Source organism: Massilia aurea, from assembly GCF_014200505.1.
Lineage (GTDB): Bacteria > Pseudomonadota > Gammaproteobacteria > Burkholderiales > Burkholderiaceae_D > Telluria > Telluria aurea_B.
On the sequence record NZ_JACHBX010000006.1, the window covers coordinates 186,779 to 205,905 of the forward strand.

A 19,127-nucleotide genomic window follows, 5' to 3' on the forward strand; every position below is an offset into this window, starting at 1 on the left:
CTTCGCAATGCGCACTGGAGCTTGAGAAAAATCACCACGTAAAGTCGGGTAAAATGACGACCCCCGCTTCTGCGCATCACGGCGCCGCCCGCACCCATGTCCCTGTCTTCCTCCGCGCCGTCGCTGGCGATTTTCTGCAAAGTAATCGATAACTATGGGGATATCGGGATCTGCTGGCGCCTGGCGCGCCAGTTGTGCCACGAGCATGCGCTGGCGGTCACGCTGTGGGTCGACGACCTGGTCAGCTTCCGGCGCATCTGCCCCGAAGTGAATCCGGCAGCGGCGCAGCAAGCGATTCAAGGTGTCACAGTGCGTCACTGGCAGGATCAGGATGGCCAGTTCGACGCGCGCGACATCCCCGATGTCGTCATCGAGTTCTTCGGTTGCGAGCTGCCGCCGGATTATCAGCGGGCGATGGCTGCCCGCACGCCGCGCCCCGTCTGGCTGAACTACGAGGGCTTGACGGCCGAGGACTGGGTCGAGGGCTGCCACCGCCTGCCGTCGATGCATCCGCGCCTGCCCCTGACCAAGCATTTCTATTTCCCGGGCTTTAATGCGCGTACCGGCGGGCTGCTGCACGAAGCGGGGCTGGACGCGCGCCGTCGTGCGTTCCAGCAGGATGGCGCTGCGGTGACCGATTTCCTAGCCCGGTTCGGCGTGACCGCGGCCGAGGCAGCAGGGCGCAAGGTGTCGCTGTTCTGCTACCTTGACGCGCCGGTAACCGCACTGTTCGACACCTGGCGGGGCGGCGCCACCCCCACGCTGTGCCTGGTGCCGGAAGGCGTCGCGTCAGGGCAGGTCAGCGCCTTCCTGGGTACCGCGCCAGTGGCCGGTGCGAGCGCAACCCATGGCCAGTTGACCGTGCGCGTGCTGCCATTCCTGCCCCAGGCCGATTACGACCTGTTACTGTGGGCCTGCGACGTCAATTTCGTGCGTGGCGAAGATTCGTGGGTGCGCGCGCAATGGGCCGGTCGCCCTTTCGTCTGGCATATTTATCCGCAGGACGAGAATCTGCACCACAAGAAGCTGCGCGCGTTCCTGGCGCTGTACGCGCGAGGGGCGCCGGCACTGGTGGCGTACATGCTCGGCTGGAACGGTGCGCAGCCAGTGGACGACCACCGCGCCGCCTGGAATGCCCTCGACGCCACGTTTCCCGACATCGCAGCGCAGGCCGATGCGTGGTGCCAGACAGTGCTCGCGCAGGGTGATCTGGTTACGCAACTGCTCGATTTCGTGCGCGATCTGCGGTTTGCCCAGGAAAACCGCGTATAATGCCCGGTTAGTTTCTAACGGATTCCGACGATCAAACGCAGGTCCGGGGCCTTCGGCCCACCAGCCGGCGATGATTTAATGCAACTATCTTTTTACGTAAAATATCTATGAAACCCGCAAAAGAAATTCGTGTTGGCAACATCATCATGGTTGATGAAAAGCCGTTCATCGTGCTGCGTTCCGACGTCAACGGCTCGAGCCGCACGGGCTTCACCTACAAGTGGAAGATGAAGAATCTTCTGACCAATGCTCCGCTGGAAAACGTGTTCCGTGGCGATGACAAGTTCGACGTCGTCGTGCTGGACAAGAAGCCAGTGACCTACTCGTACTTCGCCGATCCGCTGTACGTCTTCATGGACGCCGACTACGAACAGTTCGAAATCGAAGAAGAGAACCTGGGCGACGCGCTGCACTACCTGAAAGACGGTATGGAATGCGAAGCCGTGTTCTATGACGGCAAGGCCATCTCGGTCGAACTGCCAACCACGATCGCACGCCAGATCGTGTACTCGGAGCCAGCAGTCAAGGGCAACACGTCGGGCAACGTCCTGAAAGAAGCCAAGATCGAAAACGCCATCGAAGGCAAGCAGCACACCGTGATGGTGCCGTTGTTCGTCAGCGGCGACGACATGATCGAAATCGACACCCGTACCAACGAGTACAAGAAAGTCGTGCGTAACTAAGCACGGGTTTCCCCATGAAAAAACGCTGCCTTGGCAGCGTTTTTTCATGGGCGGGGCAAACCAATTCGTACCACATTGGATGATGCGGTGACGTAGGGTGGACGGCTTTGCCGTCCACGCGTTCAATCAAGCCCATCGAACCACGCGATTTAACACAGCGCCGTTTTGGTTTGAACGCGTGGACGGCGTAGCCGCCCACCCTACAGCCAGCTGTACCAACCAACCCTACCTGCGGCGCAACTGCGTCAGATCCCGCACCGCCCCGCGATCGGCCGACGTGGTCAGCGCTGCATAGGCCTGCAGCGCCTGCGACACATAACGCTCGCGTCCCAGCGGCAGCCACGCATCCGCGCCCAGCGCGTCCATCGCCGCGCGGCGGTGCGCCAGTTCCTCGGTCGTCACGCGCAGGTTGATGGTGCGCTCGGGGATGTCGATGTCGACCATATCGCCTTCCTGTACCAGCCCGATCGCGCCGCCTTCGGCCGCTTCGGGTGACGCATGCCCGATCACCAGGCCCGACGAACCGCCCGAGAACCGGCCATCGGTAAACAATGCACACGCCTTGCCCAGGCCCTTGGACTTGATGTACGAGGTCGGGTACAGCATCTCCTGCATGCCCGGTCCGCCTTTCGGGCCTTCGTAGCGGATGATGACGACGTCGCCGGCCACGACGTTGTCACCAAGGATCGCTTCGACCGCCGCGTCCTGGCTCTCGAACACGCGCGCCTTGCCCGAGAATTTGAGGATGCTTTCATCCACGCCGGCCGTTTTGACGATGCAGCCTTTTTCGGCGATGTTGCCGTACAAGACTGCCAGACCACCATCCTTCGAATACGCGTGTTCTCGGTCGCGGATGCAGCCCACGGCGCGGTCGAGGTCGTTCTTTTCGTAGCGCTCGGCCTGCGAAAACGCCACCTGGGTCGGCACGCCGCCCGGCGCTGCGCGGAACCACTGGTGCACGGCGTCGTCGGTACTGACCGCGATGTCATATTTTTCAATGGCCGCTGCCATCGTCGGGCTGTGGATCGTCGGCAGCGACGTGTCGAACAGGCCGGCGCGCGCCAGTTCGCCCAGGATCGAGAAGATGCCGCCGGCGCGGTGCACGTCTTCGATATGGTATTTGTCGGTCATCGGCGCCACCTTGCACAGGCAGGGCACCAGGCGCGAGATGCGGTCGATGTCGGCCATCGTGAAGTCGACTTCGGCTTCGTGCGCGGCGGCCAGCAGGTGCAGCACGGTGTTGGTCGAGCCGCCCATCGACACGTCGAGCGCCATCGCGTTCTCGAATGCGGTCTTGGTCGCGATCGAACGCGGCAGCACCGAGTAGTCATCTTCCTCGTAGTGGCGCTTGGCGGTTTCTACGATCAGGCGGCCGGCGCGCAGGAACAGTTCCTTGCGGTCGGCGTGGGTCGCGACGATCGTGCCGTTGCCCGGCAGCGCCAGGCCCAGCGCCTCGGTCAGGCAGTTCATGGAGTTGGCCGTGAACATGCCCGAGCACGACCCGCAGGTCGGACAGGCCGAGCGCTCGATCTCGGCCACGTCGGCGTCTGACACGGAGGCGTCGCCGGCCTTGATCATCGCATCAATCAGGTCGAGCTTGATGACCTTGCGCTCGTTGTTCACGACCTTGATGACCTTGCCGGCTTCCATCGGGCCGCCCGAGACGAACACGGTCGGAATATTCAGGCGCATCGCGGCCATCAGCATGCCGGGCGTGATCTTGTCGCAGTTCGAGATGCAGACCATCGCATCGGCGCAGTGCGCGTTGACCATGTATTCGACCGAGTCGGCGATCAGGTCGCGCGAGGGCAGCGAGTACAGCATGCCGCCGTGGCCCATCGCGATGCCATCGTCGACCGCGATGGTGTTGAATTCCTTGGCCACGCCGCCGGCCGCTTCGATTTCGCGCGCGACCAGCTGGCCCAGGTCTTTCAGGTGGACGTGGCCCGGCACGAACTGGGTGAACGAGTTGACCACGGCGATGATCGGCTTGTCGAAATCGCCGTCTTTCATGCCAGTAGCGCGCCACAGGGCACGGGCGCCTGCCATATTGCGACCCTGGGTCGTGGTGTGTGAACGGTAAGTCGGCATGGCAATCTCCCAGAATAATGCAAAAACAATGATTGGATCAGGGTGACCGCTGGCACTGGATTTGTCCAATATATGATCGGCTCTTCTGTGAGTCGTTTCACCTATCACAGCTGGACAATCCGCCGGACGCGTTGCTGCTATGCTATTGCTTGGCCATTTGACGGAGTACATAGGCATGGAGCGCAGGGATTTTGTACGAATGGGCGTGGCCGGCACGGTATCGGGCACAGTTGCTGGCACCAGCGTGCTGGCGCATGCCGCGCCATCAAGAACGGCGCCGGCCGCCATCCTCGAGGCCGGCGTCCACGCACAGGGGCAAGCCATGCGCGCCGGTAAGCTGACGGCGCACGAGCTGGCATCTCGCTACCTGGCCCGTATCGCGGCCGTCGACCGCGCTGGTCCACGGCTGCGCTCGGTCATCGAAACCAATCCCGATGCGCTCGAGATCGCCCGCGAGCGTGACCGCGAACGCAAGGGGGGCAAGCTGCGCGGCCCGCTGCACGGCATTCCGGTCCTGCTCAAGGACAATATCGCCACCGCCGACAAGATGAGCACGACGGCCGGCTCGCTGGCGCTGGACGGCGTCAAGGCCCGGCGCGATGCTCACATCGTGGCCCGCCTGCGCAATGCCGGGGCGGTCATCCTCGGCAAGACGAATCTGTCGGAATGGGCGAACATGCGCTCGACCCGCTCGACCAGCGGCTGGAGCGGGCGCGGCGGCCTGACACGCAATCCATATGCGCTCGACCGCAACACGAGCGGCTCGAGTTCCGGCTCGGCCTCGGCGATGGCCGCCAGCCTGGCCACGCTGGCTGTCGGCACCGAAACCGATGGCTCCATCGTCTCGCCCGCATCGACTTGCGGCATCGTTGGCATCAAGCCGACGCTGGGTCTGGTCAGCCGCAGCGGCATCATTCCCATCGCGCATTCGCAGGACACGGCCGGCCCGATGACGCGCAGCGTGGCCGACGCGGCGCTGCTGCTGGCGGCGCTGGCCGGCGCGGATCCGCAGGATGGCGCCACGGCGCGCGCGCCCGCCATCAATTATGCGAACGCGCTACGCAAGGATGGCTTGCGCGGCAAACGCATTGGCGTGGCGCGTGACTTTTTTGGCGGGCACGATGGTGTCAACGCGCTGATCGAGAAGGAGCTGGGCGTACTCAGGGCGCAGGGCGCGGTGCTGGTGGATGTCACGGTGCCCAATACCGACAAGTACGGCGCGTCCGAACTGACCGTGCTGCTGCATGAATTCCGGCCCGATCTCGAAGCGTGGCTGGCGGCGTACGCTCCGCATGCGCCGGTCAAGACCATGGCCGATATCATCGCGTTCAACCTGCGCAATGCAGCGCGCGAGATGCCGTTCTTCGGTCAGGAGCACCTGATCGCGGCGCAGGCCGCCGGTGGACTGCAGGCGCGCGACTACGTGAAGGCGCTGGCCAACAACCAACGCTACTCACGCGACAAGGGAATCGACCAGGTGCTGCGCGCCTACAAGCTCGACGCGCTGGTGGCGCCGACCGGCGGGCCGGCCTGGCTGACCGACACCGTCAACGGCGACCATTACGGCGCGAGTTTTTCGTCACCCGCGGCAGTGGCCGGCTATCCCCACATCACAGTGCCGGCGGGCTTCATCCACGGCTTGCCGGTCGGGCTGTCGTTCGTTGGCACCGCGTGGAGCGAGCCGGCACTGATCGGGATGGCGTATGCCTACGAGCAGGCCAGCCGGCGCCGCCGCGCGCCGACCTACCGGGCGCGCGTGGGCACCTGAATTACTAGCGGCGTGCCGCCTGCTTGGCCTGACTGAACGCCGGGCCCCACAGCGGATGGCCGTGTTCGCCGGGGCTCAGGTCGAAGGCCGGATCGAGCCGGAAGGCGGCGTCGAACGTCTCGCGGCACAGCGCCTGGCGCCCGCTCACGCAATAGCTGAACGCCGTGTACTTGGCGGCTGACAGGCGTTCGCGTGGGGTGCCGCTTTTCATGTCGGCGCTCGTCAAGCGCCGGATTGCGCCGTTGTAGTCGCCATCGTTGTAGAGCGCGATGCCTTCGCGCAGCGCGACATCACTGCGGTCGACGGTGCCGGCGGCGGGGCGGTTTGTGCGGTCTGCGCGCTGGGCGCGTTCGGCGCGCGGGCGCGCATCGTCGGCGCGCGGGTGAGCGCGCGCAGCTTCCTTGCCGCCCAGTGCCGGGCCGAATTCGGCGCAGCCCGTCGCCATCACGGCGATCAGCGCCGCTGCCGGCAGGTGTTTCATGAAACGGATACTCAAGGCGTTTTCTCCTCGGTGAAATCAAGTTCGATCGTGCCGCTCTGGCCCTCGACCGATTGCACGGTCACGGTGTGCTCGGGAAAGCCCGGATTGACGATGCGGATCGTGTGCTCGCCCGGCGGCAGCGTGATGTGCTTCAAAGGTGGCGTGGCGCCGCGCTCGACGCCGTCAACGACGATCGTGCCCCACGGCTGGATCAGGAGTTTATAGGTGGTGCCGGCGATGGCCGCTTCGGGCGGCGTGCCTTGCGGCGCCAGACGCACCGCGGTCGGTGGCACGGCGACGTCCGGTTTGGCCGGCGGCGGGGTAGTCGTGGCTGCGCGCGGTTCGGTCTCGTCGATGACCGGTGCGTCGGGTTGCGCCGGTTCTTCGGCAAGCGTGACCAGCGGCGCCGGGGCAGCTGCCGGAATAGGTGCCTCGGGCGTTGCCGGCAGCGCAGACCTGTCTTTCATGACGCTCAGGTCAGCCTGGGGCATCAGTGCGAACAAGGCGGCCAGCGCGGCGAGGATCAGGACGATGGCGCCGATGATCAGCGGCCAGCGTGTCCTGGTACGCCGGGCAGCGACCGGGGCCGCTGCGGGCGCCATCGGCGTCGATGCATTGGCGGCAGCGCGCATCGGGAGCGGACCGGGAGCGGGAGCGGGGGAAGGGGCTGGCGCTGCCGGCGCTGGCTTTGGCGCCACCACTGGTTCAGGCGCGCGGACAGGTTCTGGCGTCGGCGGCGGTGCTGGCGTCGGGGCTGGCGTCAATGCAGGCGCTGGCGTTGGCAGCGGCATGACCGGCGTCACGGGCTCGTCGTCGATCGGTGGCAGCGAGATGGCGGGCTTGGGCGCGATGACGGCAATGCCCAGCAGGCCGCGCATCTGCTCGATGGTTTGCGGACGTACGGCGGGATCGGGCGACAGGCAACGGTCGAGCGCCGCAAGAAAGCCCTCGCTGTAGTCAGTCAGGCCCAGCGTGCGCAGCTGCGCGACCGGTGCCAGTTCCTGCGAAATCGCGTAATGCATCACGGCGGCCAGGTCGTACAGGTCGCGCGCTTCGTAATCGGCAGGCACGGCGGTGTCGGGCAACTCGCTGTAGCCAGGCACCAGCATCGGGTCGCCAGCCTCGAGGATATGCAGGCTGTCGGGCGTGATGCGGCGATGCGGCACGTTCATGCCGTACTGGACTTCGAGCGATTGCAGCACCTGACGGATGATGCGGCGGCACCATGGCTCGCTGACTATCTCGTGGTTGTACTCGACGATATCGCGGACTGTGCGGCCATCGAGTTGCTGCGGGGGCGTGCTGGGGTTCATGGCATCTTGCCGGTCGCCGCTTGCGCGGGCCGAACGAATGTTTATTTATTGCAAATAATGCCAGATTTGTGGGGAAGACGGTACCCCCATCTTAAGCGTGCGCGGCAGATGGGGTAGTAGTTGTCTTTCCGACGTATAGCACGGAGGCATCCTGTACGAACGCATATAGGACATTGCGCTGCTCGTTCATCCTGGTCAACTCGAGGGCCAGCTCTTGGCTGCGTAGGTGCCAGCTGCCTACCTGTTCAAATCCGATCTGCAACAGCCGCCTGATGGGACGTTCATTTCGATGTAGCGCCCGAGGCCGCCGTGGCATTGGCGCAGGATGGCCCGGATCCGGGAGAGATAGATGGCTACTTCGGTTTGCCTTGCTCACAGGGTGCGCTAGGTTGACGCCGTATGCTAGGCCCCGTTCGGTCAGGCGCAGGAAGTGCTTAATCTCGCCTGATTCGGACGAGGACGTATATTCGATGTCTTCTATCAGGCCGGCCCATTGCATCATTTGCAGCACCGATGCCGCTGGCAGGGGAATGGCGCTCTTTGAGCGCGGCCGTCATGGAAACTGGGTTGCTCATGCGGCCTCTAGTGTGGCGGTGTCTGTCGCACGGGCAACCTGCGGGATGACCGTGAATCCATGGTGTTCGAGGACCGCCCTGCACACTCCGAGGAAGGCCGGGATGTCCAGGTCGTGCTTGGCAGCGTTGACGCGCCAGCCGCAGATCTTGAAGTCGGCCGGGCCCAATCCGTCGCCGACGTGGTCAACCGTCGGGAGTCGTGCGAAGCCGTGCTTGTACGTGCGGCCACCTTCGGCCGACTCGACGTTGTCGTAGCGGCTCAGCAAAGACCAGTCGAGCAATTCTCCTGTATAAGCATCGCGCCCACCGCCCGCAGCGACTGCCGCGTGGATGGCCACGCGGTACGCCTCGCCGATGGCGGCGGCGTTGCCGCGTTTGCGGTCCCGCTTTACGTGGGCCTGCGCCTTGTGTGCGAGCCAGCGTTGGTACGCCGCCTGGTTGACTGTGCCATCGAGGAAGGCGGGAAGGGCATATTTTTTTGACACGGCGGTCTCCGCATATTTCTTGACGACATCATACGCGACGCTGTCAAGCTTTGGGATCTTCCGGTTCGCCATACAGCCTGGCCGCCTCCGCCGCCAGGCGCTTTTCGCGCGCCTTGACGTAGATCGCCGTCGTTGCCGAGTCCTCGTGCCCCAAGATCTCCTGCACTACATTGAGGGGCATGTCCTTGTCAACGGCGATTGAGCCGAACGTGTGGCGGAAGACGTGCGGGCTAGTCGACGCTGCTCGATGTCCTTGATCGTCACGCGCGCCGCTTCGCCGTCGGGATCAACGGCTTCGAGTTCCCTGCGCACCCTGGCGAGCGCGGACTTGACCAGTGCGTAAACCGCGTTCGCGACCGTCGTCGTCGTCCGCATCGCCGCCAAGGGCAAGCCGGTGCGCTTTAACTTCACGTTCGACCAAGTTAATGTGCTTAAGTGCGAGAAGCGCGACGGCAAGGTCGACAGAGTGCCGTGGCAGCGGATGGGTCTGGCCATCTTGGATGAACTCGGGTATCTACCCTTTAGCCAAGCCAGCGCCTAGCTGTTCCACGTGCTGTTCAAGCTGTACGAGCATACCAGCGTCATCGTTACTACCAACCTAAGCTTCGCAGAGATCCGCACTTTCTACGTCAACTATGGATGATTTGCTGATTTAATGGGAAATATCGATAGCTCTGAGGCAATTTTGCTGTCGTCGTTCTTTCGCGCGCGAAACTACCGCTGCCATGATTACTGCCCTCCACGCTCGTTGGGAACCTGACCGGCACATACATGGAAAAAATTGTGACCAACCAGGGTCGCGATAAGTACAGTGTGAACATTTGTAGGATAGACTTATACACACGGCAATAATGACCTATCATAGAAAAAGGCGAAACTTGAAAATCGAAATATGGGATGGCGGCCTTCAAGAGCAAGAGATCAGCGCTATTAAAGTATTATCAACCACGTTTACCGACGTACCGATCGACGACGCAAAAGTGCGGGGTGGGTCGCTGAAAGACCAGTTGCAGAATAAGCTCGGTCGACATGATATGTTTCCTTGGAAGGGATATGCAGGGTTCCGCTTCGTCGACTCAAAAGGAAAAGAAGGGGAGTTTGATCTTGTGCTCGTCACTCACTGCAACGTGATTATTGTAGAGTTGAAGGACTGGAATCATGCTCCCGTCACAGCCAATGGCGACGTGTGGTTCAAAGGTGACAAGAACATGGGGCGCTCGCCTGTAAGCGTTACTAGGAGCAAGCAATACACCCTAACGAATAAATTAAAAAAATTAAGTCAACGATTCACAAATAAGGGATACGTTCCCTTTGTCGATTATTTCGTTGTGATGACTGGAAACGCCGATTTCAGTCAACTTCCGGAAGTTGAGCTTCGACACACTTTGTCCTTGAAGGACTTCCTGACATTCTCGGACAAAGGCGTATTCGACAAGCACTTCCGGCCTCATCCAAATGCGAAGGTTTTGAATCAGGACTTTGCACTGTTTGATGAACTTTTCTTGGGTGGCAATACGTCGCCAAAAGCCCTTAGAATTGGAGGATTCACCGCAGTCGAGGCCGTTTTTGAACATCCAAACCATGTTTACAAAGAGTACTTAGCTAGTTCGGAAATATCAAAAAGCTCTGAGGCTCTACTACGAGTTTGGAACTTCAACAAGCTTGAGGGGAAAAAGGCGCTAACATCACAGGGGCGAGCCGAGATCGTGTCCCGCGAACGCGAAGTGCTGCAGTTTGTGAATCACCATAATCGAGATCTCTATAACCATTGTTTGCGCTCTCTTACTAATTTCGAAAAGGATGAAGTCACCTCGCAATATAGCGAAGTGTATGAAGTTCCGCCTGGGCACGTTAGGTTTAACGAGTTTGTTGGGAAATATGGCCAAGTATTTAGCCATACTGACCGACTTAATCTCACGAAACTGCTTATAGCAAAGTTCGCCGATTTACATGCTATAAAGATTGCACATCGGGACATTGCTGATCATAGCCTATGGCTGTCTCCCTCCAAGGAGATTGCGCTCTCTAATTTTATTTCTGCCTATCACCAACCGATCGGTACGGTTGGGGATTACCGAAGCAGCCTGTCCGCTGGTGCTGTAGAGGTCAAAGAAATGTTGGACGGGATATCAACAACCCCGTTCCAGCAGGATGTCCATGCGCTCGGCCTTGTAGCTTGGCACTTGCTAACTGCACAACGCATGTCTCCAAAAAGCCTTGAAAAAATTCAGGACGAGATGCTTTCTAGCAGCGAGTGGTATGCCGGTATTCTCTTGGAGGCGGTGACAGGGAAATTTAAAGACGCGTCATCATTTTTTCATGGCCTGAAAAATGCAGAACCGCAAGCCGACTCAATTCCAACGTTCGACGATTCAGAACTTGAAGCCTATCGCCATCCAATCCACCATACTCGGCGTTTCCCTGATCACGACGAGTTTTTGGTTTCGACTGACGACAAAGAGGTGTACTTTTCGGACGGTCGGCTCGTTAAGGCTTGGTTAAATGTTGGGGGGAAGGGCGATAGCCCAATAGTTAACTTCCGCATTCTTTCTTTTCTAAAACGCCTGGACAAGATTGGGACAGTCAACCCTACTTACCTGCCGTGTATTCGGGAATATGGGCTTGCAACGCGGTCGGGTAGCATGTACTTGGTAACGGACGTAATTGACGGAACGACTTGGGCCGAGGCAGAATTCGCAGAATCCATAAAGTTGGCCGTTATTGGTAAGTTGATCGTTGCGGTCGAACATCTGCACGGCCTCGGGCTGACACACGGCGATCTTCACCCGGGGAACGTGATGCTGAGCCGTCAGGATGGAAATTTATACCTGATAGACATTCCCGACTTTTCTCAGAATACGACCGAAGTACGTAACCATCGCTATAGTCCAGAAAATATTGACTCAAGCACTCCCGAGAAACGCGATATCTTTGCGGTACTCCGTATGTCGTGCGAACTTCTCGGATTGGAATGGGGAAAGGAATCTAGCCCCTACCCTCGCATTGCCGATGCGATTCGGTCAGAACTTGATGATGTCGAATTCGGTTTTAAAGATCTTGGGCGGTTTACGAAGGCACTGACGACAGCGTCGAAATCTGAAGAACAGCATTTTGTTGAAATTACCCTTCCCAATGCTAGCGAGCAAGTGACAATCTTGCCGGACAACGGCCATCTGTACGTTAAGGTTGACGCAGCGAAACAAGGGAAGGGCGACTATTCGGTTACGTTTACCGGAGTTGGCGGATCGTTTGTAGCCTTCTACAGTAAGGAACACCGATGTTTTGTCGGAAGTGCCGCACCGCGGCTCCGATCTGATGTCTATTTTAGAACTGCAGAGGAAAGTCAGTTTGAAATCAGTATTGCAATTCGGATCAAGCCAGGTCGACCCATGCAACTTTCTGCCTTGTCTGAACATCTTCGCGACGATGAGGCATTTCACCGCGCAATCGAGATGGTTGAGATTCTTCCGCAGGAAATCGACGAATCCGCGCTGAGCCAACAGCTGAAGGATGTTTTTGAAAAGGCCGAAGCCTCGGTGGGGGAGGATCGCTCGGATATCATCGTCGATATTTCGACTCAGGCCCTGTGGCGCGCAATCCTCGCGACCGAAACCGAGTCAAGTCCCAATATTGAATTGAATGGTACGTCCATCAAGCCATTGGAGTCTGATTCAGAATTGATACTTCCTTATAATGCAGATGTTGATCCTCTTGGCACTTTTGCGAGTACAGATGAAGTTGACGCACTTCTCATAGATCAGGATGGTGGAGAGAAGATCATTGGCGAGGTCGTTCTAAAAAAATCGGCCTTGAACGAGGTCAGGCTCAGTAAGGTGAGAAGTACTGCTTACGGACTTAAAGACGGCGATTCTGTCTTCTTCAGGACCAAGCAAGACAGGGCTTCCTATCGTAAGCGGAAGGCTGCCCTTGAAAGGCTACTCGACAGAGAGGGAGTGTTGCCGAATCTTCTCGATTTGTTCGATCCAGCCTGTCATGAGGACGCGACTGCATACAATATTTCGATTACTGAAGACGACTTCGCAAGGTACGATCGTGAAGATCAGCACGGAAATAAGATCAGCCTCAACGAACAACAACGCGAGGCATTTACCAAACTCTTGAACAACGGTCCATTGTCTTTATTGCAGGGCCCGCCGGGAACAGGAAAGACTGAGTTTATTGCAGCATTCGTCCATTTTCTTATCGAGAAATTAAATGTTCGAAAAATTTTGTTAGTCAGCCAGTCTCACGAAGCCGTGAACACGGCCGCGGAGCGCATAAGGAAGCACTGCAGAAGGTTAGGTACCTCGCTTGAAGTTGTCAGGTTTAGCAATCGTGAAGGAGCGGTTTCGCACGGCCTGAAGGACGTCTATTCCCATGCATTGACCTCAGAAAAGCGTGAGCTGTTCAACGCCGAAGTTCGGTACCGCGTTGAAGCGTTAGCGGGCGCATTAGGCCTTGAAGCGCCGTTTATCTCAAAGGTAGTTGAAGCTGAATTGAAGTTGTTCAAGCAAATTGATCATCTGGAATCACTCCTCAAGAGCTTCGAGAAAGTCGGCGACGACGAAGATATTAAGGCACTGAAGCCGATCGCGGTTGAACTGGATGAGACCATTCGATCCAAGCTCCACACTGATTACGGGATTGCACTTTCAAGAGAAAGCGACCTTTCCGCAGCGAAAACGATGCTGCTTGAGAAGCTTTGCACGGAGTATGGTGTTCGCCCAAGCGAGTCGAAGAGGGTTCGGGCACTAGCTCGAATATGCCGTGATATCCAAGATGCGTTGTCGGCGGAAAAAGTTAACTGTGACGAGTTTTACGCCCGTTCGAGGCAACTTGTAACGGGCACATGTGTCGGGATCGGGCAGGGGCATATCGGCATTCACGACAATATTTATGACTTCGTAATTATTGATGAGGCTGCTCGTTCCATCGCGAGCGAGCTGGCAATTGCAATGCAATCTGCGAAACGTGTCCTCCTGGTGGGCGACCACCTGCAACTTCCCCCGTTATACTCTGACGCGCATAAGGCTGCCTTGGCACGCCGACTTGGCATCAACGACAAGCACATCGAAATCGATGAAGTTTTGCGCAGCGATTTTGCACGCGCGTTTAATTCTGAATATGGGAAACGGGCGAGTGCAACGTTGTTAACGCAATATCGAATGGCGCCTGCTATCGGTAATTTGGTTTCGCATACGTTTTACAGCGGGATGTTGAATAATGGGGACCGCGCGATTCCTGACATCTATGCGACTGCGCCGGACGCTCTTCAGTCGGTGGTGACATGGCTTGACACATCTTCGCTCGGTGATCAAGCTCATCATCAAAGTGATCGTGGGGTCAGCATCTATAACCGTTGTGAAGCAGAGCAGGTGATCGATGTTCTAAAACAGATATCCGAGAACATCCCTTTCTTAACCGACCTCTCGAATCTTAAGGACAAGGATGATGCACTGATTGGCGTCATTTGTATGTACGCCGAACAAAAGCGTTTGATCAGGCAAAAATTTAATCAAGGACTATGGAGCGAAGGCTTCAAAGCGCTCGTGAAAATCGATACTGTCGATAGCTATCAGGGAAAAGAAAATAGGATCATTATATTGAGCTTAACGCGTTCCGATAAGCGAAAAAGCCCAGGTTTTTTGCGCACGCCCAATCGCATTAATGTAGCAATGTCGCGCGCCATGGACCGATTGTTGATCGTTGGAAACGCCGAGGTGTGGCGTACACATAACAAGGATAAGCCTCTCGGACAAGTGGTTTCCTATATGAATGATATGGACAATCTTAGTTCGTACAAGTTCATATCCACAAAAAAAACTCGCTAGGGGACAAGATTGGAAAGTGCTAAGACTTATCACGAAATTGACTTTTTGTTGCCTGCGCAACGCTTCAACATCAATTTTTCCTATGTAACCCAAAAGGGGTTGCCGTTCGTTCGCGAATTCGTTTTGCGACTTATACATCTTTCGCCGATGTCGAGGTCGCAGGTTGCCACTTTTTTTGGCTTTTCGCGCAACGAGGTGCAAGAGGCAGTCGATGATTTGGTCGACCGCGGGGAATTGACGTTGTCTGATAATGGTCGTCTAGTCCTCACGGAGGCGTCAAAATCCTATTTCAGCGACATTGGGGAGGTCCCAACTTTGTCTCTGTTACGCGACAGCGCCGTTTGTCTTTCTTTCGATTTGGCAGTTTTCTCCTGTCTTGGGAAAGACAACTTCTCTGAAAAGTGGAAGGCCGGGCTTTCGATCAAGGTCGCCGATGAGAACGCTTCCTGCAGCGAGAGCTTTGTTGAGAAACAGTTCCAGCGTCAATTCCACGAAATCCTACAGAAGGGGTTCCTTTCGAAGTCGCTGACCCAGGACGAAAAGGATTCGCCCCATGTTTACACCGTCAATTCGGTGAACAAGATCAAGCAGATGCCCGTCAGGTTACCCGTTCAGTTCAAGATGGACGAAAGCGGGAGAAACGTTGAGCGCGAGGACTTCGAAAAGCTGAGAAGCTCAGATTATGTCCATGAGCAAATCTCTCTGGAACTAGACCGTTTGGCGAGGCCTAGCAATTTCGGTGAAATTGCAAAGGTGATGATGGAAATTGGCGATGCCCAAACACTGAATTTGTTTGACGCGAAGGGTAGTGGCATTAGCATGCAGTTTTTCGAAGATCTCGCCAGGATCGAGTCTAATAGCTCGACGAAGAGGTCTAGTTTCATCGGTCCTATCTACTCGTCGGCAAACTGGGGATTAGTCCAGAAGCACTTGGGTCCGCTCATTAAGTCAAGGCGTGAAACGAAGGCGGATGTGGGGCATACGCCACTGTTTTGGATTGCACCAAGCGATCCTTTTTGGGGCAAGAGCAGCAATCTCCAAGTGCGGATTAGTGAATTGTTTGAAAAAGCAAGCACCAAAGACAGGAAGCTATATTCGCCGACTGTATATTTGCCGGTTGGCGGCCCCGACGATTTTAGAACAGCGCGCCAGTGGCAGAGGGAGTTCGATGCTGGAGCCGAGGCACGGGGATTAATTGAGGGATTTCTCGGGGGCAGCGTAGAAGTTCTTCTCTTCGAGAATGAGTTTGTGGTGGTGGTGTATCATGTCTCCTTGAGAGATTCGTACCCCGTCAGCGTTCCAGTTGGGTTTATCAGTGCTGAGCAGGATGTCGTCACTTCTATCGGAAAATTCGTACAAGATTATATCGATTCGACTTCTGGATTTGAACGACCTAACGATTGCGGACTCATTTCCAAACTTGGACGGGGGGGATAGTAACTTTAGCGCGCGAAAGTCAGGGTCGAAGGGCAGAAAAAGCAGCCCTGATCTTCCGCTCGCTAAGGTGCATGTCTGAGCGAATTTATCCACATTTTCTGCGCGTTAAGTTGTGGACAACTCTGCGAAATTGCTGAACTTTCATGGAGAGAAGTTTTCCTTGCTCAAATGAATGGCAGGCAGGATTACGCGCCGGGCGAAACTTCAACGCGGTGCAGCGTTGATTCATGGCGGTGCCTTTCTCCTCCCCGCTTGTCGATCGGCCTTTCTTCAGACTAAGCGAAGCGATGAGCATGTAAGATGTTTTCGACTATGCTTGCGCAGTCTTTCGCATGTACGTGCAGGCGCACAGCGTCGACGCTAATCGGGGGGGGGGATCGAAAGTGAATGCCATGTCGCGGTATCCTGGCGCATTACCGTATGTGACGAGTTTCGCTTCAAGATCAATCTCGCCAGTACCGGCCGTCAAGTCGGATAACGAGGCTTCGTCACGGGCACCGCCATTGGCCTGCGCCATCACCACGTTGGTCGCGTCGATTGTGCGTGCACCTGCTGAATGATTGTTGTCGTTCCTCGACGATGCAACAAAACTCCCAGACAGTTGTGCTGCTGTGGCTATATAAGCAGAACGATTACGATCGAAGCGAGAAATAGCAATACACCTGTGACGCTACTGATACGGTCTGCCATCGGCTTGCGGAACTTCTTTGGTACCAGCGCACTCGCGAGCGCCATGGCTAGTAGGACCACGCCTAGCATGAGCACCATGGTAAATGTGCCTCCGACGCCTTGATCCTTGAGCCATCCGCCACCGAGCACTGTCACTAAGGCGAGGTTGCTGAAGAAATTGGAAGCCCAGGTGCCACGGCGTTGGCGAACTAGTTTAGCTGTAGTGTGCATGTGTGAAGGCAAAGCGCTTGCCCAAGTTGTTGATATTTTTGCATCTTTACATTGTCACCGCGGATAGGCAAGATTTATCTCATATATTCTGGTGGATACTTGCGACACACTTTCATTATCTCGCGCCCATCCATATAACCGTATAGTTTTTCCGTGGAGTTATTGGAAAAATTGGCTCGCACTGTCGAAGGCGTGTAAGGGACCGCTTGCTGTCGCGATGCAGGGCGTGGATGCATGAGGCTATTCGTGATATCCAAAGCGAGAATCAACGTCTGGACCGAAACCCTTACCTCTCGTAAACCGAGCCCCGAAAAGCATGGGTTTAGGCCTTCGGCTCGGCCAAGTGGCATTCCGCTACTCTCCAGCGCGCAGAGCGCTCGGCGACGTGCTGCGGCAGCTGCCCGGCTCCTATTTCCTATCCTGCAAACGACATCGTGAAGTGGAGACAACCCGCTTCAAGCGTCGCGCCAGCGAACCCCGCGCTGTCATGCTCCTTGAGCGTCCGCTTGTGCTGTGAAGCCGGCCGCGGTTCTTCCAGCCGGCGCCTGGTGCCGTCAAGGGCAGTGCCAGCACGCCCCGCTGTCACACCTCTTGAGCCGCCGCTTACGCTGTGAATCTGGCGCACCTGGCGCCTGACTTCATGTGGGGAGCACGGGCCGCGGGCACCCGTTCCTCAATCCCCAATTCAGCCCCCCTGAAATGTGAGGGGGGCTTGCTTGCGGATAAACGACGGAACGGGCTAGATACAGCGGCCCCTTACCTCGCTGCTTTGGCCCCCATCCATCCCCACCCTGCCCGTGAGGGCAGGGCCTTCCCCACCCCCCCGCCCGCCCAGGCAGGTTGCGCAGCAAATGCGTTGCCGCGCAACCGTTCAGGCGTCAAGAAAACGCATCTTGAACCAGCGGCCCTTGATGACGCCAAAGCCCGGTCCCGGCGCTTCGCCTTCGCCCAGGCGCTTGACGGCGGCCTGCGCCACGCTGCGCTCGAGCGCGACGTAGCTGTTGAATTCACCGATATTGATCTTGCCGACCTGGTCTTTCGTCAGACCGGCGTCGCCCGTCAGCGCGCCCAGTAGGTCGCCCGGACGCAGCTTGGCCTTCTTGCCGCCGGCGATCACCAGCGTGACCATCGGCGCCGGTTCGGCCAGTTCGGCGTCGCCGCCCAGCGCAGCCAGGCTTTCCCATACGGCCGGCTGGTCCTGGTACTGCTCGATCAGGCCAACCCATTTCTTTTCGTTCGGCGCGCACAGCGTATGCGCCATGCCACTGCCGCCGGCGCGGCCGGTACGGCCGATGCGGTGCACGTGGACTTCGGGGTCTTTCGACACGTCCACGTTGATCACGGTGTCCAGGTCGGCGATGTCCAGGCCACGCGCGGCGACGTCGGTGGCCACCAGTACTGAGCAGCTGCGGTTGGCGAACAGCACCAGGATTTCATCGCGTTCGCTCTGTTCGAGTTCGCCGTACAGCGCGCGCGCCGAAAAGCCCTGCGCCTGCAGTGCGTCAGCCAGTTCGCGGCAGCGCGCCTTGGTGTTGCAGAAGGCCAGCGCCGACACCGGACGGTGATGGCGCAGCAGACGGCCGACCGCATCTTCGCGGCCTTCGAAGCCGATCTCATAAAAACGCTGGTCGATCTGCTCGAAGCTGTGCTTGCCCTCAACCTTCACTTCCAGCGGATCGCGCAGGAAGCCTTGCGTGGCAAAGCGGATATCGTCAGGGTAGGTGGCCGAGAACAGCAGCGTCTGGCGATGTTTGGGCGTGGCCGACACGATGCCCGCGATCTCGTCGTAAAAGCCCATGTCGGTCATGCGGTCGGCTTCATCCAGCACCAGCGTCTGCACATTGGCCAGGTCGAGCGTCGCGCGGCCCAGGTGGTCGCGAATGCGGCCCGGCGTGCCGACGACAATGTGCGCGCCATGCTCGAGCGAGGCGATTTGCGGGCGCATCGAGACGCCGCCGGTCAGCGTCAGGATTTTGACATTGCCCACGCCGCGCGCCAGCCGGCGCAGTTCACCGGCAACCTGGTCGGCCAGTTCGCGCGTCGGGCACAGCACCAGGCCCTGAATGGCGAACCATGCCGGATTGAGCTTGTGCAGAATGCCGATGCCAAATGCGGCGGTCTTGCCGCTACCGGTCTTGGCCTGGGCGATCAGGTCGCTGCCAGCCAGGACGGACGGCAGCGTTTCCGCCTGCACCTGCGTCATGTGGTCGTAACCGAGGGTGGTCAGGTTGGCGAGAAATTGCGGCGTGAGGGCCAGCGAGGTAAACGAATCGGATTGCATGGAAGCCTCC

At 58.1% G+C, this 19,127-nt stretch carries 12 protein-coding genes and 1 pseudogene; 6 read left to right on the forward strand and 7 right to left on the reverse strand.

Annotated elements, in window-relative coordinates:
* Positions 1-96 precede the first annotated feature (96 nt).
* Complete coding sequence (earP, locus tag HD842_RS22890) at positions 97-1,272, forward strand: elongation factor P maturation arginine rhamnosyltransferase EarP (protein ID WP_183558139.1); 1,176 nt, start codon at positions 97-99, stop codon at positions 1,270-1,272.
* 107 nt (positions 1,273-1,379) lie between these two features.
* Entirely contained in the window at positions 1,380-1,955 is a 576-nt protein-coding gene (locus tag HD842_RS22895) for an elongation factor P (RefSeq protein WP_183558142.1), read from the forward strand.
* A gap of 225 nt (positions 1,956-2,180) precedes the next feature.
* Here the strand turns inward: HD842_RS22895 and ilvD are convergent, their stop codons facing one another.
* A complete protein-coding gene (ilvD, locus tag HD842_RS22900; RefSeq protein WP_183558146.1) occupies positions 2,181-4,046 on the reverse strand; it encodes a dihydroxy-acid dehydratase in 1,866 nt (621 codons plus the stop codon).
* 175 nt (positions 4,047-4,221) lie between these two features.
* On the opposite strand from ilvD, the gene HD842_RS22905 reads away from it, so the two are divergent.
* Positions 4,222-5,814 (forward strand): amidase, encoded by a 1,593-nt coding sequence (locus tag HD842_RS22905; protein WP_183558149.1) that lies wholly within the window; start codon positions 4,222-4,224, stop codon positions 5,812-5,814.
* 4 nt (positions 5,815-5,818) lie between these two features.
* Here HD842_RS22905 and HD842_RS22910 read toward each other — a convergent pair whose 3' ends face one another.
* The 4 genes from HD842_RS22910 to HD842_RS22925 all read right to left on the reverse strand — a co-directional run bounded on the left by HD842_RS22910 (position 5,819) and on the right by HD842_RS22925 (position 8,867).
* Positions 5,819-6,310 (reverse strand): TssQ family T6SS-associated lipoprotein, encoded by a 492-nt coding sequence (locus HD842_RS22910; RefSeq protein WP_229424893.1) that lies wholly within the window; start codon positions 6,308-6,310, stop codon positions 5,819-5,821.
* A complete protein-coding gene (locus tag HD842_RS22915; protein ID WP_183558152.1) occupies positions 6,307-7,608 on the reverse strand; it encodes a PEGA domain-containing protein in 1,302 nt (433 codons plus the stop codon). Before HD842_RS22915 ends, HD842_RS22910 begins: the two co-directional genes overlap by 4 nt.
* 571 nt (positions 7,609-8,179) lie before the next feature.
* Entirely contained in the window at positions 8,180-8,740 is a 561-nt protein-coding gene (locus HD842_RS22920) for a hypothetical protein (protein ID WP_221290814.1), read from the reverse strand.
* A complete protein-coding gene (locus HD842_RS22925) occupies positions 8,712-8,867 on the reverse strand; it encodes a hypothetical protein (RefSeq protein ID WP_183558609.1) in 156 nt (51 codons plus the stop codon). The genes HD842_RS22920 and HD842_RS22925 overlap by 29 nt, the downstream gene beginning before the upstream one ends.
* 144 nt (positions 8,868-9,011) lie before the next feature.
* On the opposite strand from HD842_RS22925, the pseudogene HD842_RS22930 reads away from it, so the two are divergent.
* The 3 genes and pseudogenes from HD842_RS22930 to HD842_RS22940 form a co-directional block, all read left to right on the forward strand.
* Positions 9,012-9,281 (forward strand): annotated as a pseudogene (locus tag HD842_RS22930) (ATP-binding protein); the annotation flags it as partial.
* 265 nt (positions 9,282-9,546) lie between these two features.
* Complete coding sequence (locus tag HD842_RS22935; protein WP_183558155.1) at positions 9,547-14,499, forward strand: AAA domain-containing protein; 4,953 nt, start codon at positions 9,547-9,549, stop codon at positions 14,497-14,499.
* 9 nt (positions 14,500-14,508) lie between these two features.
* On the forward strand, positions 14,509-15,936 hold the full coding sequence (locus tag HD842_RS22940) for a hypothetical protein (RefSeq protein WP_183558158.1): 1,428 nt from the start codon (positions 14,509-14,511) through the stop codon (positions 15,934-15,936).
* 310 nt (positions 15,937-16,246) lie between these two features.
* Here HD842_RS22940 and HD842_RS24555 read toward each other — a convergent pair whose 3' ends face one another.
* Positions 16,247-16,453 (reverse strand): hypothetical protein, encoded by a 207-nt coding sequence (locus HD842_RS24555; protein ID WP_441899752.1) that lies wholly within the window; start codon positions 16,451-16,453, stop codon positions 16,247-16,249.
* A gap of 1,254 nt (positions 16,454-17,707) precedes the next feature.
* Positions 17,708-19,117, reverse strand: coding sequence for an ATP-dependent RNA helicase DbpA (gene dbpA / locus HD842_RS22945; protein WP_183558161.1), 1,410 nt, complete (start codon positions 19,115-19,117; stop codon positions 17,708-17,710).
* Positions 19,118-19,127: the final 10 nt, after the last annotated feature.

Bases quoted from the DNA above. Each gene is read 5' to 3' on its own strand.
- dbpA (WP_183558161.1), bottom strand. From the start codon at position 19,117: ATGCAATCCGATTCGTTTACCTCGCTGGCCCTCACGCCGCAATTTCTC.
- HD842_RS22915 (WP_183558152.1), bottom strand. From the start codon at position 7,608: ATGAACCCCAGCACGCCCCCGCAGCAACTCGATGGCCGCACAGTCCGC.
- ilvD (WP_183558146.1), bottom strand. From the start codon at position 4,046: ATGCCGACTTACCGTTCACACACCACGACCCAGGGTCGCAATATGGCA.
- HD842_RS22905 (WP_183558149.1), top strand. From the start codon at position 4,222: ATGGAGCGCAGGGATTTTGTACGAATGGGCGTGGCCGGCACGGTATCG.
- HD842_RS24555 (WP_441899752.1), bottom strand. From the start codon at position 16,453: ATGGCGCAGGCCAATGGCGGTGCCCGTGACGAAGCCTCGTTATCCGAC.
- HD842_RS22920 (WP_221290814.1), bottom strand. From the start codon at position 8,740: ATGGCGAACCGGAAGATCCCAAAGCTTGACAGCGTCGCGTATGATGTC.
- HD842_RS22895 (WP_183558142.1), top strand. From the start codon at position 1,380: ATGAAACCCGCAAAAGAAATTCGTGTTGGCAACATCATCATGGTTGAT.
- earP (WP_183558139.1), top strand. From the start codon at position 97: ATGTCCCTGTCTTCCTCCGCGCCGTCGCTGGCGATTTTCTGCAAAGTA.